Raw genomic sequence first — 15,757 nt, forward strand, 5'->3', positions numbered from 1 at the left:
GGGGAAGTGTCCAGTTCTCCAATGTATGCGGACGATCACTTCACGTACGGCTGGCCCGTCCGTATCGGTTTGCGGTGTCGTAGACGTCCTGGGCGTACCGGCGCACGTCGTTGTACGACAGGATCGCGTTCCACCAGTCGGCGGCGATGCTCAGGTTGCGGTTGTTCTTGCACAGGTAGTTTCCCGCCGCCAGGGCCGCGTCGTCCAGATCGTGCGGGTCCTTGACGCCGTCGTTGTCGGCGTCGGCGCCGATCTCCTGCCAGGTGGTCGGGATGAACTGCATCGGCCCGATCGCGCGGTCGAACGAGGTGTCCTGGTCGAGGTTCCCACGATCGGTGTCGATGATCCGCATGCGCCCGTCCCGCCCGTCCAGCGGCAGGCCGATGATCTGCGGAAGCGCCTTGCCGTCCGGCCCCAACCGGGCGCCGTTGGCCGTGCCGTGCCCCGATTCGACCTGGCCGATCGCGGCCAGCGTGGTCCAGCTCAGCGCGCAGCTGCGGTTGGTCTGGGCGAGCACCAGCTCGGCGTAGCCGTACGCCTGCATCGCGGCCGGCGGGACACCGACCTTGGTGCCGACCTGCTGCGCCCAGCCGGCCAGGGCGTCCGAGGGCCGCCCACCGGTCACCGGCCCACCGGCCGGCCCGGTCGGCAGCGCGCCGGTCGGCAGTCCGCCGGTGGGAAGGGGCCCGGTCGGCAGCGGTCCGGTGGGAACTCCGGACGGCAGCACCGGGGGCGGTACGGCCGCGGCCGGCGTGTCGGAGGCGTCGACGGCGACCGGCCGGGGTGCGCGGATGGCCGCCGGGACGAGCAGCGCGCCCGCCGCGGCGGTCGCGGCCACTAGGGCGAGCAGGAAGACCCCGGGCAGGGTGAGCCGACCGCTGGGGCGGCGGGCCCAGGCGCGGGTCGCCCGGGCAGCGGTCGCCGCTGCCTGCCGTGGCGGCAGGCGAAGCGCGTGCGCGAACGGCACCCGTCGCCGCCGGCCCGGATCGATCTTCGGTGCGCTGGCCACGTCGTCCACACTGGCCGGCTTCGGGTCTGCCTCGGCGGCGGGCAGGGGTGTGGTCTTCGCATCGCCAGCCGGCGTCTCGGCGCCCGCCCCGGCCGGCGCGGTCACCGCGTCCGAGTCGACGGCCGGGGGTGCGGCGGTCAGGTCGTCAGCGGGTGCGTCGGCGTTCGTCCCTCCACCGGTGGCGTCGGTCTTCGTCCCTTGACCGGGTGCGTCGGCCTTCGTGCCTCCATCGGGGGCGTCGGTCTTCGGGGCTCCGGCCGTCGGGTTGGGCGCAGCGGGGGCCTTGCCACTCAGCCAGGGCCGGCGGGGGCGGGGCACGGCCCGTGGCACCGGATCCGGCGCGGCCCCCGATCCTTCGAGCGGCCCGTCCAGCGGCGCGGACGGTCGCAACGGTTGCACACGCGTTTTGTCCTCGCCGTCCACCACCCGTCGAGTATCACCCATACCCCGTTGGACGTCAGGTCCCCGTACCCTGGTTGCCATGCCCAGGTACGAGTTCCGCTGCCGCGCCTGCGGCGACACGTTCGAGGTCAACCGTCCAATGGCGTCGGCTGGCGCGCCCGCCACCTGCCCGCAGGGCCACACCGACACGGTCAAGCTGCTCTCCGCGGTCGCGGTCACCGGCCGGGGTGCGGGCGGCGGCGCCGCGGCCGCCACCGGGGGCGGCTGCTGCGGCGGTGCCTGCGGCTGCTGATCCAACCAATTCGCGGCCGTCTGGTCGGCCGCCCTTGCCGGGAACGGGTCCGAGTGGCACTTTGAGGCGGCACGTGCCCGGCCGTTCTCACGATGTGTGACCGCTCGGACTCAGGCAGCATGAACCCGACGTCACGGGCGGAGGTTCCACGCATGTCGCCACGGATCCAGCTCCCGAGCGGTTGGGTGACCTTCGTGTTCACCGACATCGAGGGCTCGACCCGGCTGGCCCAGCTGCTCGGCCCGGACTACCGCCCGGTGCTCGCCGAACACCGACGGCTGCTACGCCGGACGCTGGCCAGCACCGGTGGCGCCGAGCTGCTGACCGAGGGCGACTCGTTCTTCCTGGCCTTCGACGACGCCGCGGCGGCGTTGACCGCCTGCCTGACCGCCCAGCGCGCGCTGGCCAGCCACGACTGGCCCACGGAGGAAGCGGCGCCGCGGGTGCGGATGGGCCTGCACACCGGTTACGCCGAGCCGCGCGACGGGGAGTACGCCAGCCCCGAGGTGCACCGGGCGGCCCGGGTGGCCGCCGCCGCGCACGGCGGGCAGGTGCTCTGTTCGGCGTCCACCGCCCGCCGGGCGGAACCGCTGCCACCCGGTGCCACCCTGCTCGACCTGGGCCTGCACCGGCTGCGTGGCTTCGACGACCGGGAACGACTGTTCCAGCTGGTCGCGCCCGGGCTGGAACGGCAGTTCCCCCGGCCCCGCACGGCCGACGCGGTGGCGCACAACCTGCCGACCCAGGTGACCTCGTTCGTCGGCCGGCAGGCCGAGCGGGCCGAGCTGGGCCGGCTGGTCGAGGAGCACCGGCTGGTCACCGTGCTGGGCGCGGGTGGGGCGGGCAAGACCCGGCTCGCCGTGGAGCTGGCCAGCGGGGTGGTCGAGGCGTACCCGGACGGGGTCTGGTTCGTCGACGTCGCCGTGGTGACCGACCCGGGGTTGGTGGCGTTCGCCATCGCCGCGGTGCTCGGGCTGCGACCCGAGCCGGGCCGGCCGATACTGGACACCCTTGTCGAGTACGCGGCCGGCCGTCGGATGCTGGTCGTGCTGGACACCTGCGACACGCAGCCGGCCGCCTGCGCGGAAGTCATTTCCCGCCTGCTCTCCGGCGGGGGCGGTGTGCGGGTGCTGGCCACCAGCCGCGAGTCGTTCAGCCTGCCCGGCGAAGTGGTCTGGCGGATCCCGCCGCTCTCGGTCGATCCGAGCGCGGAGGGCGCGGAGAGCGACGCGGTGGCGCTGTTGCTGGACCGTACGGCGGCCGCACGCGGTGGGCGGCAGCCGGATCCGGCCGAGTCGGCCGATCTGGGCCGGGTGGTGCAGCGGCTGGACGGTCTGCCGCTGGCCATCGAGCTGGCCGCCGCCCGGTTGCGGGTGCTCTCCGTCGGTCAGCTCGCCGAGCGGCTGGACGACGTGCTCGGCACGCTGGACGCCGGCCGGGAGGACCCGGAGCCGCCGCCGGTGGAGCGGGGATGGTCGGGGAACCAGCAGGACACCGTGGACCTGGTGGCCGCGGCGGCCGGCGCGTCGCCGCCCACCCCGGCGAGCAGGGCGGTGCAGCGCTCGGCCACCAAGCGGCACCTGACCATGCAGGCCACCGTCACCTGGTCGTACCGCACGTTGGGGCCGCGGGCCGCCCGGCTGCTGCGCTGGCTGGCGGTCTTCGCCGGGCCGGTGGACCTGGCGACGGTGGAGTGGCTGCTGGGCGACGACCCGTTGGATCCGCTCTCGGTGCTGGTGGACAAGTCGATGGTGCTGGCCGAGCCGCGTGCCGCCGGCAGCACGTACCGGATGCTCGACCCGATCCGGGCGTACGCCGCGCGGCGGCTGGCCGAGGCGGGCGAGGAGCAGGCCGCCCGGGACCGGCACGTGGCCTGGTCGGCGCACGCGCTGGAGCGGGCACACCTGGGCCCGGACGGTCGGCCGGTGACGCTGTCGCTCTACGCCCTCGACCCGCTGGCCGGGGAGCTTCGGGCCGCGTTGCGCTGGTGCACCACCGGCGGCAGCGCGCGCGCCGGCCTCCGCCTGGCCGGCGGCCTGGACCAGTGGTGGCGTGAGCGTGGGCTGGCCCGGGAGGGGCGGCTCTGGCTGTTCCGGCTGTACGGGCGGATCGCCGAGACCGGAGAGCAGATCCCGGAGGCCGAGCTGGCGGCGGCGTACCACATGCACTCGCTGCACGCCGGCGGGGACGGCGAGTTCGCCGAGGAGCTGCGCTTCTCCCAGCGGGCGGAGGCGGCCGCCCGGCAGGCCGGTGACGCCGGTCTGCTGGCCCGGGTGCTCGCCGGGCGGGCCGCGCCGCTGGTCGACATGGGACAGTGCGTCGAGGCGGAGCGGGTGTGCCGGGAGGTCATCGACTGGGCGCACGGTCAGGACGTGGTCGGCGAGGCGTTGTTCGCGGTGTTCAGCCTGGCCGAGCTGCTGTGGCGGAGGGGCGCGCTGGAGGAGGCGGCGGATCTGCTGGGTGCGGTCCGTCCGGTGGAGGCGGCCCGGCCGGTGGAGCGGGGCCGGCGCTCGGTCGACATGCTGCTCGGTATGGTCGCGCTGGCCCGGGGCGACGTGATCGCGGCGCACGAGCACCTGCTGGTGGCGCTGCGCTCCCGGATGGGCCACGGCTACCACGGCCTGGCGTGCGAGACGCTGAACGCGATCGCGGTGCGCTGCGCGGCCGGCGGGGACCAGTTGACCGCCGCTCGGCTGTTCGGGGCGGCGCAGGCGACGCGGGCCAGCATGCGGTCCACGCCGGGCATCTACGGCGGCTACTGGGACGACCAGCAGGCGGAGCTGCGTGGGGTGCTGGGTGACGCGGCCTTCGACGACGCGTACGGAGAGGGCGCCGAGCTGGGGTTGGACGAGGCGGCGGCGCTGGCGCTCGACGTGGAGCATCCGGACCTGGCGGCGGATTCGACCCGGTTCAGCACCGGGCTGTCCCAGCCGGCGCCGCGTCGTCCCGCCGAACCCGACCGGTACCCGGCCACGCGGACCGAACGCGCCTGACCCCACCCTCCAGCGTTGTTGATCAAGAGGTTTGCGTCAGGAAGCGGGCTTCCGATGACCGAAACCTCTTGATCAACGCGGCCAGGAGGCGGGGTGGGGTGGGTGGGTTTAGCGGGCGGCGGCGCGGCGCTCGGCGTCGGCCTTCATCCGGGCGGCACGGTCGATGTCGGCCTGCTGCACGGCCGCCACCGAACCGAAGATGCTGACCGCCTGGTAGTAGGTCCAGGCCAGGCTGTAGCAGGCGGGCCGGACGACCGCGTTGTACGTGGCGCAGACCCGCTTGAGGTCCTCGTAGAAGGCGCTGTCCAGCCGGGACTTGTTGGCGGAGAACTGACCGACCGACTTGTAGTTGCGGTAGCCGAAGTCGTGTCGGTAGCAGCCCAGGTTGAAGGTGAACCCGAGCGGGTTGTCGGGGCTCGACGAGCAGTAGTCGGTGGACCAGTTGAAGTTGTACTCGGCCCAGGGTGCCCGGTTGACCCGGGCGTTGTTCCAGGAGTTGTAGCTGCTCGCGCTGGTCTGGGTCCAGCTGGAGAGCACCGAGAGTCGCTGTGCGGGGGTGACGGCGGCGGCGGGGGAGGCGACGGCGAGGGTGGCGAGCAGCGCGAGCGCGCCCGAGGCGAGCAGGGTGGCGAGACGTCGGGACACGGGTTACCTCCGCGGGGGTGAGCGGGCGGGGCGGTAAGTTACCGGCGGGTTACCGGATGTCGATCAGTGTCGATCAACTGATCAACTCATCGGTATGTGTCTCGCGAACTATTGGTGACATACGTTGAAACAGACGAATGCCCCGGGTGCTCGATGGCACCCGGGGCACTCGGCGAGGGCCGTACGGTCAGCGCAGAACGAAGGCCGGCGGGCTCGCCGGGCTCTCGTTGGCCGACCGGTCCAGCGCGGTCACCTGGTAGGTGTACCGCCGGCCGGGCTCGGCCGACGTGTCCACCCAGGACTGCGCCCCACCGGCCGTGGCGCGGACGGTGTCGACCAGGTGCGATGCGTCCGCGATGCCGCACCGACCGGGCAGCGTGGTGCCGTCGAACCGGTAGATCGCGTACGAGGTGGCAGTGCCGAACGGCCCGGCGCCGTCGGCGGGCTGACGCCAGGTCAGCCGCACTCCGTCGGCGTTCCGGGTGGCCTTGGTGACCACCGGGAAGAGCAGCGGCTTGGACGGCAGGTGCGGCATGGCCGGCACCAGCGCCGGGCGGGAGTAGTGCTCGGCGGCGTAGATGTCGGTGGCGCCGAGCCGGTTGGCCCGCACCTGTACGGCGGAGAAGTGCACGTTGCCCTGCACCTCCGGGTACGCCTGGTTGAGCGTCAGGTGGTCGGACAGTTCCTGCGGGTTCTGCCAGAACGGCCCGTACGCCGCGTCGCCGCTCTTGTAGTCGGCCTGGCCGATGTAGAGCTGGACGCGGGTCCCGCGCACCGTCTCGGCCCACCACGGCACCAGCCGGGCGTAGTCGGCCGCCGGGTACTGGCCGATGTACCAGTAGAGCTGCGGCACCACGTAGTCGATCCACTCCTGCTTGACCCACTTACGGGTGTCGGCGGAGATGATGTCGTACGACTGGCTGCCGGTGGTGTCCGAGCCGAGCGGGTCGGCGGCCTTGTTGCGCCAGATGCCGAACGGGCTGACTCCGAACTTCACCCACGGCTTCACCGCCTTGATCTTGCCGTTCATCTCCTGGATCAGCAGGTTGATGTTGTCCCGCCGCCAGTCGGCCCGGTCGGTGAAGCCCCGGTTGTACGCCGCGAAGGTGGCGTCGTCCGGCACCTGGTGGGTACCGCTGGGGTAGGGGTAGAAGTAGTCGTCGAAGTGCACGCCGTCGATGTCGTACCGGCTGACCGCGTCCATCATCGCGGTCTGCACGAACTCGCGGACCTCGGGGATGCCGGGGTTGTAGTAGAGCCGGCTGCCGGCCACGCCGGCCGGCGGGTAGGCGAAGGTCCAGTCCGGGTGCTGCCGGGCCGGGTGGCCGGGGGCGAGCAGATTGATGTCCGCGCCGGCGCCACCGGGGGCCGGCATGGAGACGCGGTACGGGTTGAACCAGGCGTGGAACTCCAGGTTGCGCTTGTGCGCCTCGTCGACCAGGAACGCCAGCGGGTCCCAGCCCGGGTCCTGCCCGCGTACGCCGGTCAGGTACTCCGACCAGGGCTCGTACGGGGAGGGCCACAGCGCGTCGGCGGTCGGGCGGACCTGCACCACGACCGCGTTGTGGTTCAGCCGCTCGGCGAGGTCGAGCAGGCCGCGATACTCGGCCTGCTGGGCGGCGACCCGGTCCGGGTCGGTCTGAGATGCCTTGCTGGGCCAGTCGATGTTGACGACCGACGAGATCCACATCGCCCGGAACTGCCGCTTCGGGGTGGCCGGGTCGGTGCTGCAGGCGGCGGTGGTGGCGGTGCCGGCCGCGGCGGGCGCGGCGCTCGCGGGGGTGGCGGTGACGAGCGTGCCGAGCAGGGCTGCGACCAGCCCGGCGGCTCCGAGCCGAGTTGCCTTCATGCGGTGTGTCCCTTCGTTGGGGCTCCCGGGTGTTCAGCGCGGCACTCCCGGCAAGATTCGCCGCTGGCTATCTGCCGCTGGAAGGAAATTTTCACACTCGGGTCGTTATCGCAAGGGTTCGCACGCGCTCGATTCGCCCGCCGGGCATCGGGTCGTTCCGCGCCGTTGCTCATCGTGGCGGAGGTCGCACTCGGTGTGAAGGATGGTTGCCGCGGTTGACAGCTCCCGTGGGTGGGTAGCAACGCCGGTCACCGGCCGCCACGGTGGTGGTCGCACGGTGGGAGGAGTGAGCACGACGGCCGGCCTGGGTTGAAGAGGCGGCTCGGCGCGGTCGACCTCACCGGCTTCGGCATCGGCATCGTGATCGGCACCGGGGCTGGTCCCGCCGTCGATCGCGGCGGTGCACCCGCGCTGGGGCACCCCGTACCGGATCTCGGCGATCATGACGGTCACGGTCGCGCTGCTGGCCGGCTTCCTGCCGCTCTCCGCCCTGGCCGACCTGGTCAGCATCGGCGCGCTGTGCGCGTTCGTGCTGGTCTCGGTCGCGGTGCCGATCCTGCGCCGCAAGCGTCCGGACCTGGAACGGCCGTTCCGGGTGCCGTTCTCCCCGGTGCTGCCGATCGTCTCCGCGCTGGCCTGCTTCTACCTGATGCTCAACCTGTCGGTGGAGACCTGGCTGCGGTTCCTGGCCTGGATGCTGCTCGGCGGGCTGATCTACTTCGGCTACGGCTACCGCCGCAACCGGCTGGCCCGGCACGAGCCCGCCGTCGCCCCGGCCCCCCGCGAGCCGGCCGCCGACAGCTGAGCCCGAACGTGCGCAGGGGCCCCTCGCGATCGCGAGGGGCCCCTCCTCGCGTACGTGTCAGGGACGGGGCTGGGGTTCGCCCGTCGGGCCCTTGAGGACCGGCTTGCCGTCGACCCAGGTCACCTCGTCCAGCCAGGTCTGGCGGCCGGGGTCGACGCTGCCCTCCTGGCCAGGCGGCCAGGCGTGGTACAGCAGCCAGGTCCGACCGTCCTTGACCACCATCGAGGCGTGCCCGGGGCCGGAGGCGGCTTCGCTGGTCTTCAGGATCGGGTTCTCGGCGGCCTTCACGCACGGACCGGTCGGGCTCTCGCAGATTGCGTAGCCCTCGGCGTACTCGGCCCGGTCGTAGGCGTTCGCGGCGAAGAAGAGCAGCAGCCGACCGTCCTGGCGCTGGAAGAACGGCCCCTCGATCAGGGTGCCCTCCCACGGCTCGGTCTGCTTGAGCAGCTTCGTCGGCTCACCGACCAGCGTCAGGCCGTCCTCGGCGAGGCGCTGCGACCACAACCAGGTGTCCACCCCGATCGCGTTGCCGTCGTTCTTCCACAGCAGCCAGAGGCTGCCGTCGGTGTCCCGGAACGGGCTGGCGTCGATCGCTCCGCCCAGCTCCGCCTGGCAGATCAGCGGGCCGGCCGAGTCGTCCCGGTACGGGCCCTGCGGCGCGCTGGCCACCGCCCGCCCGACGCACTGCCGCCCGGACTCCCGACCGGCGACGGTGTAGTAGAGCAGGAACTTCTCCGGTGCCAGCTGGATCGCCTCCGGCGCCCAGGTCTTGCCGGCGTCCGCCCAGTCCGGCAGGGCCGGCAGGGCGTCCCCGGCTTCGGTCCAGTCGACCAGGTCCGTGGAGGTCAGCACCGGGACGTTGCGGCCTCCGGAGTTGGTGTGGAACAGGTACCAGGTGTCGCCCACCTGGATCGCCTGCGGGTCCGGAGCGTCCGTGCTGATGACGGGGTTGGTGAACATCCTGGAGCCGCCTCCGTTGCTGTTGTCGATGGATTCGTCGCCGTCGGAACAGCCCGTGACGAGCAGCGCGGCGGCGAGGGTGATCGCCGCCGCGCCGCGTCGCCGGGTGGTTGCCCGGGTCATCCCTTCAGACCGCTGCGGGAGACGCCCTGGATGATGTGCCGCTGGGCCAGCACGAAGAGGATCAGCACCGGCAGGCTGGCCAGCACCGCACCCGCCATGATCACCGGATAGTCGGTGACGTACGACCCCTGGAGCAGGCCCAGGCCCGGCGGCAGGGTGAGCTTCTCCGGGCTGAACAGCACGAAGATCGGCCAGAGGAAGTCGTTCCAGTTGGTGAGGAACGACAGGACGGCCAGGGTGGCCAGCGCCGGCTTGGACAACGGCAGCACCACCCGGAAGAAGATCTGCCACTGGTTGGCGCCGTCCAGCGTGGCGGCCTCCTCCAGCTCGTTGGGGAGCGAGAGGAAGAACTGCCGCAGGAAGAACACCCCGAACGCGCTGGCCGCGCCCGGCACCACCACCACGGCGAGGGTGTCGATCCAGTTGAGCTGGTCGACGATCAGGAAGTTCGGGATGAGCAGCGACGTCGGCGGGATGAACAGCGTCCCGACGATCAGCGCGAAGGTCACCCCGCGCCCCCGGAACCGCAGCCGTGCCAGCGAGTACGCGGCCATCGAGGCGGTCACCAGCACCAGCAGCGAGTGCAGCGTGGCGACCAGCATGCTGTTGAGGAACCAGCGCAGGACCGGGTTGGCCGTGTTGTTCAAGATCTGCTCGTAGCCGTAGCCGGCGAGCGGATTCGGTAGCCAGCTCGGCGGGATCTGCTGGGCGGCGGTGTAGGTCTTCAGAGAGGTGATGACCATCCACACCAGCGGGGTCAGGAAGATCAGGGCCAGCGCCACGAGGGTGGCGTAGAGCACGATCCGGCTCGCGGCCGCGGAACCGCGGCTGGTCCGCGTGGGCGTCGTCATGGCGGTCCCCTCAGTCTTCCTTGTAGCGGAAGAGGCGGAAGTTGGCGATGCTCACGACCGCCAGCATCAGGGCGAACACGATGCTCATCGCGGCCGCGCGGCCGGCGTCGTTGTCCCGCAGGCCCTCCTCGACGATGAACCAGACCACCGTCCGGGTCTCCGTGCCGGGCGCCCCCTGGGTGATCAGGAACGACTGGCCGAACATGTTCGCCGAGGCGAGCACGGTCGTGGTGATCACGAAGAGCAGCACCGGGCGCAACCCGGGCAGGGTGACGTTGCGGAACCGCTGCCAGGCGCTGGCGCCGTCCATTCGGGCAGCCTCGTACAGCTCCGGCGAGATGTCCTGCAGACCGGCCAGGTAGATCACCGCGTTGAAGCCGGAGGTCCACCAGACCGTGACACCAACCAGCGAGATCCACGCCCACGGCATGTTGGTAACCCAGGGGGTGTCCGCGGGCAGCCCGACGGCGCCGGCGAGCCGGTTGACCAGGCCCAGGTTGGCATCGAGCAGGAACCGCCAGAGCAGGCCGACCACCGCCACACCCAGCACGTACGGCGCGAAGTAGATCGCCCGGAAGAAGGTCCGACCCGGGAAGGAACGGTTCAGCAGCAGCGCCAGCCCGAGCGGTACGACCACCAGCAGCGGCACCGACAGCACCGTGAAGATCGCGGTGGCCCGGACGCTCTCCCACCAGTCGCCGTAGATGGCGGAGTCGCTGGAGAACAGGTCCTTGTAGTTGTCCAACCCGATGAACGGCCGGTTGGGCAGCTGGAAGTCCCACTGGTGCACGCTGAGCCAGAGGCCGAGGACGATCGGCAGCAGGCCGAAGACCCCGAACAGGACCAGGTAGGGGGCGAGGAACAGATATGGCGTCGCCCGTCCGGTCCGGCCCGCCGAGGCGCCCCGGCGGGCTGCGTTGGCCGCCGGGGGCGGCGCGTCACCGCGCGCCGCCCCGACCTCGATCACGTCCGCCACGAGCTATCAGCTCCCGTACTTCTTGCGGTTGTCCTCGAGCTGCCTGTTGGCCTTCGCGACCCCGTCGTCCAGCGCCTGCTTGGGCGACTTCTTGCCCAGCGCGGCCTCGTTGAACGAGTTGTAGAAGGTCGTCATGACCTCGCCCAGGCCCGGGGCCGCCGGCGGGAAGGCCGCGTACTCCAGCTCGGGGGCGAGCGACGAGATCTCCGGCAGCGCCTTGAACTCGGCGCCCTCGCGGACCGCCTTACGGGCCGGCACCTGGCCGCCCTTCGCCCAGTCCAGCGAGTGCTCGCTCAGCCAGTTGATGAAGACCTTCGAGCCGGAGACCTTGTTGGCGTCGTTGGCCCGCTGCTTCACGATCGTGAAGTTGTGCGAGTTGGCCCAGGCCGCAGGCTTGCTGCCGATCTGGGGCAGCGGGGCGACACCCCACTGCACCTCCGGGCTCTTCTTCAGATCGTTGATCTGCCAGATGCCGTTCCAGGTGAAGGCGTTCTTGCCGCTCTTGAACGCCAGGTAGTCGGCGTCCTGGCCGACGTTGGCTGGCGAGTAGCCCTGCCTGATCATGTCGACCAGCCAGGTGCAGGCCTCGACGGCCGGGTCGGAGTTGAAGGTGGCCTTGGCCACGTCGGCGTCGAAGAGCGTGGCGCCCCACTGGTTGAGCAGCGAGTAGAAGGTCATGCCGCCGGTGAACTGGAACGGGCTGACCCAGAAGCCCTGCACGCCGGCCTTCTTCAGCTCGGCCAGCGCTGCGACGTACTCGTCCTTGGTCGTCGGCGGCTTGTTCGGGTCCAGGCCGGCCTTCTGCATGACGGTCTTGTTGTAGTAGAAGCCCAGCGGGTGCATGTCCAGCGGGATGCCGTACCGCTTGTTGTTGTAGAGCCCGCCCTTCCACACCGTGGGGGCGAAGTCGCCCTCGGCGAGCTCCAGGTTCTTGGCCACGTCGTCCAGCTCGGTGATCACGCCACGGGCGGCGAAGGTGGCGAGCTGGTCCATGTGCATGACCGCGATGTCCGGGCCGTTGCCGCTGGAGGCCGCGCCGGGGAGCTTGTTGTAGTAGTCCTCCCACTGGTACGTGGCCACCGACACGGCGATGTTCTTGTGCTCGGTGTTGAACTGGTTCACCAGCGCCTTGAAGATGTCGCCGTCGCCGCCGGTGAAGCCGTTCCACAGCTTCAGGTCGACCTTGGGGCCGGTGTACTCCTTGCCGCCGTTGCCGGCGGCCGGACCGGAGCTGCTGTCACCGTCGCCGCCGCAGCCGGCGAGGGTCAGCGAGGCAGCGGCACCGAGTCCGAGACCGAGGCCGAGCAGGCGACGCCGACTCATGTCGTTCTGGATCATGCTGGTTCTCTCCTTGAGGGGGACGGAATGAATTGTGCCTGGTCAAACCCGGTACGACATCAGGCGCCGGCCGGGCCGAAGCGCAGCACGCTCCAGGACACGGCGGGCAGGCGCACAGTGCACCGGCCGCCGTCGGGGGTGGGGGTGGGCAGTTCCCGGGGCGTCACCCGGTCGGGCTCGGCCTCGGTGTTGATCGCCGACGGGTCAGACCCGGCGGCGAGACTGACGAATGACAGACCGGACATTCCCGGCAGGCCACGCAGGTCGATCTCCAACGGCAGGTCCTCCTCGCCGCGGTTGACCGCGAAGACGCTCAGCTCGCCGGTCTCCTCGTCGTGCACGGCGACGGTGTCGAGCACCGGCACGTCCCCGTACTTCTTCGTGTCGTAGCGCGGCGACACCGGCTCGGTCCGCAGCACGGTGCCGCGGGCGTACCGGGCGGTCAGCGCGAACGGGTGGAAGATGCTCTGCCGCCAGGCCGGGCCGCCGTTGCGGGTGCGGATCGGCGCGATCACATTGGCGAGCTGGGCCTGGGCGGCCACCCCGACCCGGTCGGCGTGCCGGAGCAGGGTGATCAGCAGGTCGCCGACGACCACCGCGTCGACCGCGGTGAAGTTGTCCTCGATCAGCGCCGGGGCCTCGACCCAGCCGCGCCTGTCCAGGTCGGCCTGGAGGCGGGACTCGTACCAGACGTTCCACTCGTCGAACGAGATCTTCAGCTTGCGCTTGTGCCGCTGCTTGGCGGCCACGTGGTCGGCGGTCGCGACCACCTCGGTGATGAAGTTGTCCATGTCGACGGCCGAGGCCAGGATGCTCGCCTGGTCGCCGTCGGACGGGTCGTAGTAGGTGTGCGCCGAGATGTAGTCGACGTGCTCGTAGGTGTGCTCCAGCACGGTCGCCTCCCAGGAAGCGAACGTGGGCATCCGCCGGTTGGAGCTGCCGCAGGCGATCAGGCTGATCGACGGGTCGACCATCTTCATCGCCCTGGCGGCCTCGGCGGCCAGCCGGCCGTACTCGTCGGCGGTCTTGTGGCCGACCTGCCACGGGCCGTCCATCTCGTTGCCCAGGCACCACAGTCGCACCCCGTACGGGTCCTCCGCGCCGTGCTTGCGTCGCAGGTCGGAGAGCTGCGTGCCGCCCGGGTGGTTGGCGTACTCCAGCAGGTCCAGCGCCTCCTGCACGCCGCGGGTGCCGAGGTTCACCGCCATCATCGGCTCGACACCGGCCTCGGCGGCCCAGGTCATGAACTCGTCCAGCCCGAACGCGTTCGTCTCGATCGTCTTCCAGGCCAGGTCGAGCCGGCGCGGCCGGTCGCCGACGGGGCCCACCCCGTCCTCCCAGCGGTAGCCGGAGACGAAGTTGCCGCCCGGGTAGCGGACCACCGAGACGCCCAGCTCCCGGGTCAGCTCCAGCACGTCGCCGCGCAGGCCGCGCGAGTCGGCGCTGGGGTGGCCTGGCTCGTAGACCCCGCCGTAGACGCATCGCCCCATGTGCTCGACGAAGGAGCCGAAGAGACGTCGGTCGGCGGGGCCGATCGCGAAGGCTGGGTCGATCGTCAGCTGCGCGGTCCGCAAGGGGTGCCACCTTTCCTCATTGCCGGTGCCGGGTGACCGCAGTCACCGCCCACCCGGCCTCCCTGCTTTCTACAACGTTGTAGGCAACGTTGTAAAGGGCTGGTGACGGGGTAGGGTGCGGAGTGTTACATCGGGGAGGTTGCGGAGTGCGACACAGGCTCAAGGATGTGGCCGAACGGGCAGGCGTGTCGGTGAAGACGGTCTCCAACGTGGTCAACGGCTACGTGCACGTCCGGCCGGACACCCGGGCCCGGGTCGAGGAGGCGATCGCCGAATTGAACTACCGGCCCAACCTCTCCGCCCGCCACCTGCGCAAGGGGCGCACCGGCGTGATCGCGCTGGCGGTGCCGGAACTGGACATCCCGTACTTCGCCGAGCTGGCCCGCTACGTGGTCACCGCGGCCGCCGACTTCGGCTGGACGGTGCTGATCGACCAGACCGGCGGTGGGCGCGAGCAGGAACGGGTGGTCGCCTCCGGCATCACCGACCACCTGATCGACGGGCTGATCTTCAGTCCGTTGGCGCTCACCGCGGACGACCTGGCCGGCCTGGACAACAGGCCGATGGTGCTGCTCGGCGAGCGCGTCGACCACGGCCCGGCGGATCATGTGGTGATCGACAACGTGGGCGCGGCGCGGGAGATCACCAGCCACCTGATCGGGCTCGGCCGGCGCCGGATCGCCGCCATCGGTTCGCAGCGCACCCCGGAGGGCGCCAGCGCCCGACTGCGCCTGACCGGCTACGCCGACGCACTGCGCGCCGCCGGCCTGGACTACGACGAGGCCCTGGTGGCGCCCGCGCCGGCCTGGCACCGCGCGGACGGCGCGGCCGCCATGCGCGGCCTGCTCACCTCCGGGGTACGCCCCGACGCCGTCTTCTGTTTCAACGACACGCTCGCCCTGGGTGCCCTGCGCGCCCTGCACGAGGCCGGCCTGCGGGTGCCCGAGGACGTGGCGGTGGTCGGCTTCGACGACATCGAGGACGGCCGGTTCTCGATCCCCACGCTGACCACCGTCGCCCCGGACAAGGCGCAGATCGCCCGGCTCGCCGTCGAACTGCTCGCCGAACGCCTCGACGGCGACCGCACGGCCCCCGCCCGCGAACTCTCCGCCCCCTACCGCCTGGAACTCCGCGAATCCACCCACCTCCCCCTAACCCCGGCCCAGCTCGGGGTGTGCGGGCGGGGTGGGGGTTAATTGAAGAAGCGGGCCAGGTGGGGTTGGGGGGCCGGGTCGGCGTCGGGTGGTAGTGGGGTCAGGTCGGCGAAGATGGAGGCGCCGTCGCAGCCGGCGTGCAGTGGGTACCAGCGCGGCGTGCCGGGCGGCCGGAGTTGGCAGATCCCCTTGAACGTCTGCACGTCCATCAGCCGGACGTGGGTCGGGTCCGCGACCGCGTTCACATGTCCCCACCAGGGGCTCATCACGTGCAGCACACCGCCCGGGCGGAGCACCCGGTGGCACTCGTCGACCAGCGGCAGGAAGTCGATCAGGTGCTCCAGGATGTGCACCGCGAAGAGGACGTCCACCGAGTTGTCGGCCAGCGGCAGCGAGCCGGAGAGGTCCGCCACCGCGTCCACCCCCGGGGCCGGGAAGATGTCCAGCCCCAGGTTGCCCGACCACTGCTTGGTCGGTCCGCAGCCGAGGTCCACCACCACGGGCGCACGCCCGCCGACGCCGACCCGGCACCACACGCCGTAGACCCCGGCCAGCCGCCCCACGAGGTCCCGGACGAGCCGCAGCTCGGTGGGCTCGGCCACCCCTCCGCTCAGGTGGGCGACACCCCGGTCGAACCGCACCTCGACCCCCAGGCCCCGCAGCCGGTCGTCGTGCCGGACCTGGTCCGCCCACGCCTGTGCGAGGAACTCGTCGATCGCCCGCAGCCGGTCGGCCGAGGGCGGAGTCTGTGCCAAAGCGACCATTCGGGCCACCTCCCGCCGCGCG

General features: G+C 71.5%; 13 protein-coding genes. 4 read left to right on the forward strand and 9 right to left on the reverse strand.

The features are described from left to right. Positions 1–40: 40 nt before the first annotated feature. Positions 41–1,435, reverse strand: a complete 1,395-nt coding sequence (locus tag ACFYPS_RS12930) for a lytic murein transglycosylase (RefSeq protein ID WP_354963635.1) — start codon at positions 1,433–1,435, stop codon at positions 41–43. 55 nt (positions 1,436–1,490) lie between these two features. On the opposite strand from ACFYPS_RS12930, the gene ACFYPS_RS12935 reads away from it, so the two are divergent. Together ACFYPS_RS12935 and ACFYPS_RS12940 are read left to right on the forward strand one after the other, a co-directional pair. After that, positions 1,491–1,703 carry a zinc ribbon domain-containing protein gene (locus ACFYPS_RS12935; RefSeq protein ID WP_354963636.1) on the forward strand — a complete coding sequence of 71 codons (213 nt, stop codon included), beginning with the start codon at positions 1,491–1,493 and terminating at the stop codon, positions 1,701–1,703. 152 nt (positions 1,704–1,855) lie between these two features. Beyond that, positions 1,856–4,696, forward strand: a complete 2,841-nt coding sequence (locus tag ACFYPS_RS12940; protein ID WP_387324487.1) for an ATP-binding protein — start codon at positions 1,856–1,858, stop codon at positions 4,694–4,696. A gap of 108 nt (positions 4,697–4,804) precedes the next feature. On the opposite strand, the gene ACFYPS_RS12945 is transcribed toward ACFYPS_RS12940, so the two are convergent. Both ACFYPS_RS12945 and ACFYPS_RS12950 read right to left on the reverse strand, forming a co-directional pair. Then, positions 4,805–5,341 (reverse strand): phospholipase, encoded by a 537-nt coding sequence (locus tag ACFYPS_RS12945; protein ID WP_354963638.1) that lies wholly within the window; start codon positions 5,339–5,341, stop codon positions 4,805–4,807. Between the two features lie 187 nt (positions 5,342–5,528). Beyond that, the gene (locus tag ACFYPS_RS12950) at positions 5,529–7,190 is read right to left on the reverse strand and encodes a family 10 glycosylhydrolase (protein WP_354963639.1); all 1,662 of its coding nucleotides are present in this window, start codon (positions 7,188–7,190) and stop codon (positions 5,529–5,531) included. A gap of 376 nt (positions 7,191–7,566) precedes the next feature. On the opposite strand from ACFYPS_RS12950, the gene ACFYPS_RS12955 reads away from it, so the two are divergent. Next, positions 7,567–7,995 (forward strand): amino acid permease, encoded by a 429-nt coding sequence (locus ACFYPS_RS12955; protein WP_354963673.1) that lies wholly within the window; start codon positions 7,567–7,569, stop codon positions 7,993–7,995. A gap of 57 nt (positions 7,996–8,052) precedes the next feature. Here ACFYPS_RS12955 and ACFYPS_RS12960 read toward each other — a convergent pair whose 3' ends face one another. The 5 genes from ACFYPS_RS12960 to ACFYPS_RS12980 are packed head-to-tail and all read right to left on the reverse strand — an operon-like array spanning position 8,053 to position 13,817. After that, positions 8,053–9,078 carry a glycoside hydrolase family 43 protein gene (locus ACFYPS_RS12960; protein ID WP_354963640.1) on the reverse strand — a complete coding sequence of 342 codons (1,026 nt, stop codon included), beginning with the start codon at positions 9,076–9,078 and terminating at the stop codon, positions 8,053–8,055. After that, complete coding sequence (locus tag ACFYPS_RS12965; protein WP_354963641.1) at positions 9,075–9,929, reverse strand: carbohydrate ABC transporter permease; 855 nt, start codon at positions 9,927–9,929, stop codon at positions 9,075–9,077. Before ACFYPS_RS12965 ends, ACFYPS_RS12960 begins: the two co-directional genes overlap by 4 nt. Positions 9,930–9,939: 10 nt before the next feature. Beyond that, complete coding sequence (locus ACFYPS_RS12970) at positions 9,940–10,905, reverse strand: sugar ABC transporter permease (protein ID WP_354963642.1); 966 nt, start codon at positions 10,903–10,905, stop codon at positions 9,940–9,942. Positions 10,906–10,911: 6 nt separating this feature from the next. Then, on the reverse strand, positions 10,912–12,243 hold the full coding sequence (locus tag ACFYPS_RS12975) for an ABC transporter substrate-binding protein (protein ID WP_354963643.1): 1,332 nt from the start codon (positions 12,241–12,243) through the stop codon (positions 10,912–10,914). Positions 12,244–12,302: 59 nt separating this feature from the next. Continuing rightward, positions 12,303–13,817, reverse strand: coding sequence for an alpha-N-arabinofuranosidase (locus ACFYPS_RS12980; RefSeq protein ID WP_354963644.1), 1,515 nt, complete (start codon positions 13,815–13,817; stop codon positions 12,303–12,305). A 146-nt stretch (positions 13,818–13,963) separates the two neighbouring features. Here ACFYPS_RS12980 and ACFYPS_RS12985 point away from each other — a divergent pair, with 146 nt between their 5' ends. After that, the gene (locus ACFYPS_RS12985) at positions 13,964–15,013 is read left to right on the forward strand and encodes a LacI family DNA-binding transcriptional regulator (RefSeq protein ID WP_354963645.1); all 1,050 of its coding nucleotides are present in this window, start codon (positions 13,964–13,966) and stop codon (positions 15,011–15,013) included. On the opposite strand, the gene ACFYPS_RS12990 is transcribed toward ACFYPS_RS12985, so the two are convergent. After that, a complete protein-coding gene (locus tag ACFYPS_RS12990) occupies positions 15,010–15,735 on the reverse strand; it encodes a methyltransferase domain-containing protein (RefSeq protein WP_354963646.1) in 726 nt (241 codons plus the stop codon). The two genes, ACFYPS_RS12985 and ACFYPS_RS12990, sit on opposite strands and share 4 nt — an antisense overlap. Between the last annotated feature and the right edge of the window lie 22 nt (positions 15,736–15,757).

The organism is Micromonospora sp. NPDC005087, from assembly GCF_042872965.1.
Classification (GTDB): Bacteria; Actinomycetota; Actinomycetes; order Mycobacteriales; family Micromonosporaceae; genus Micromonospora.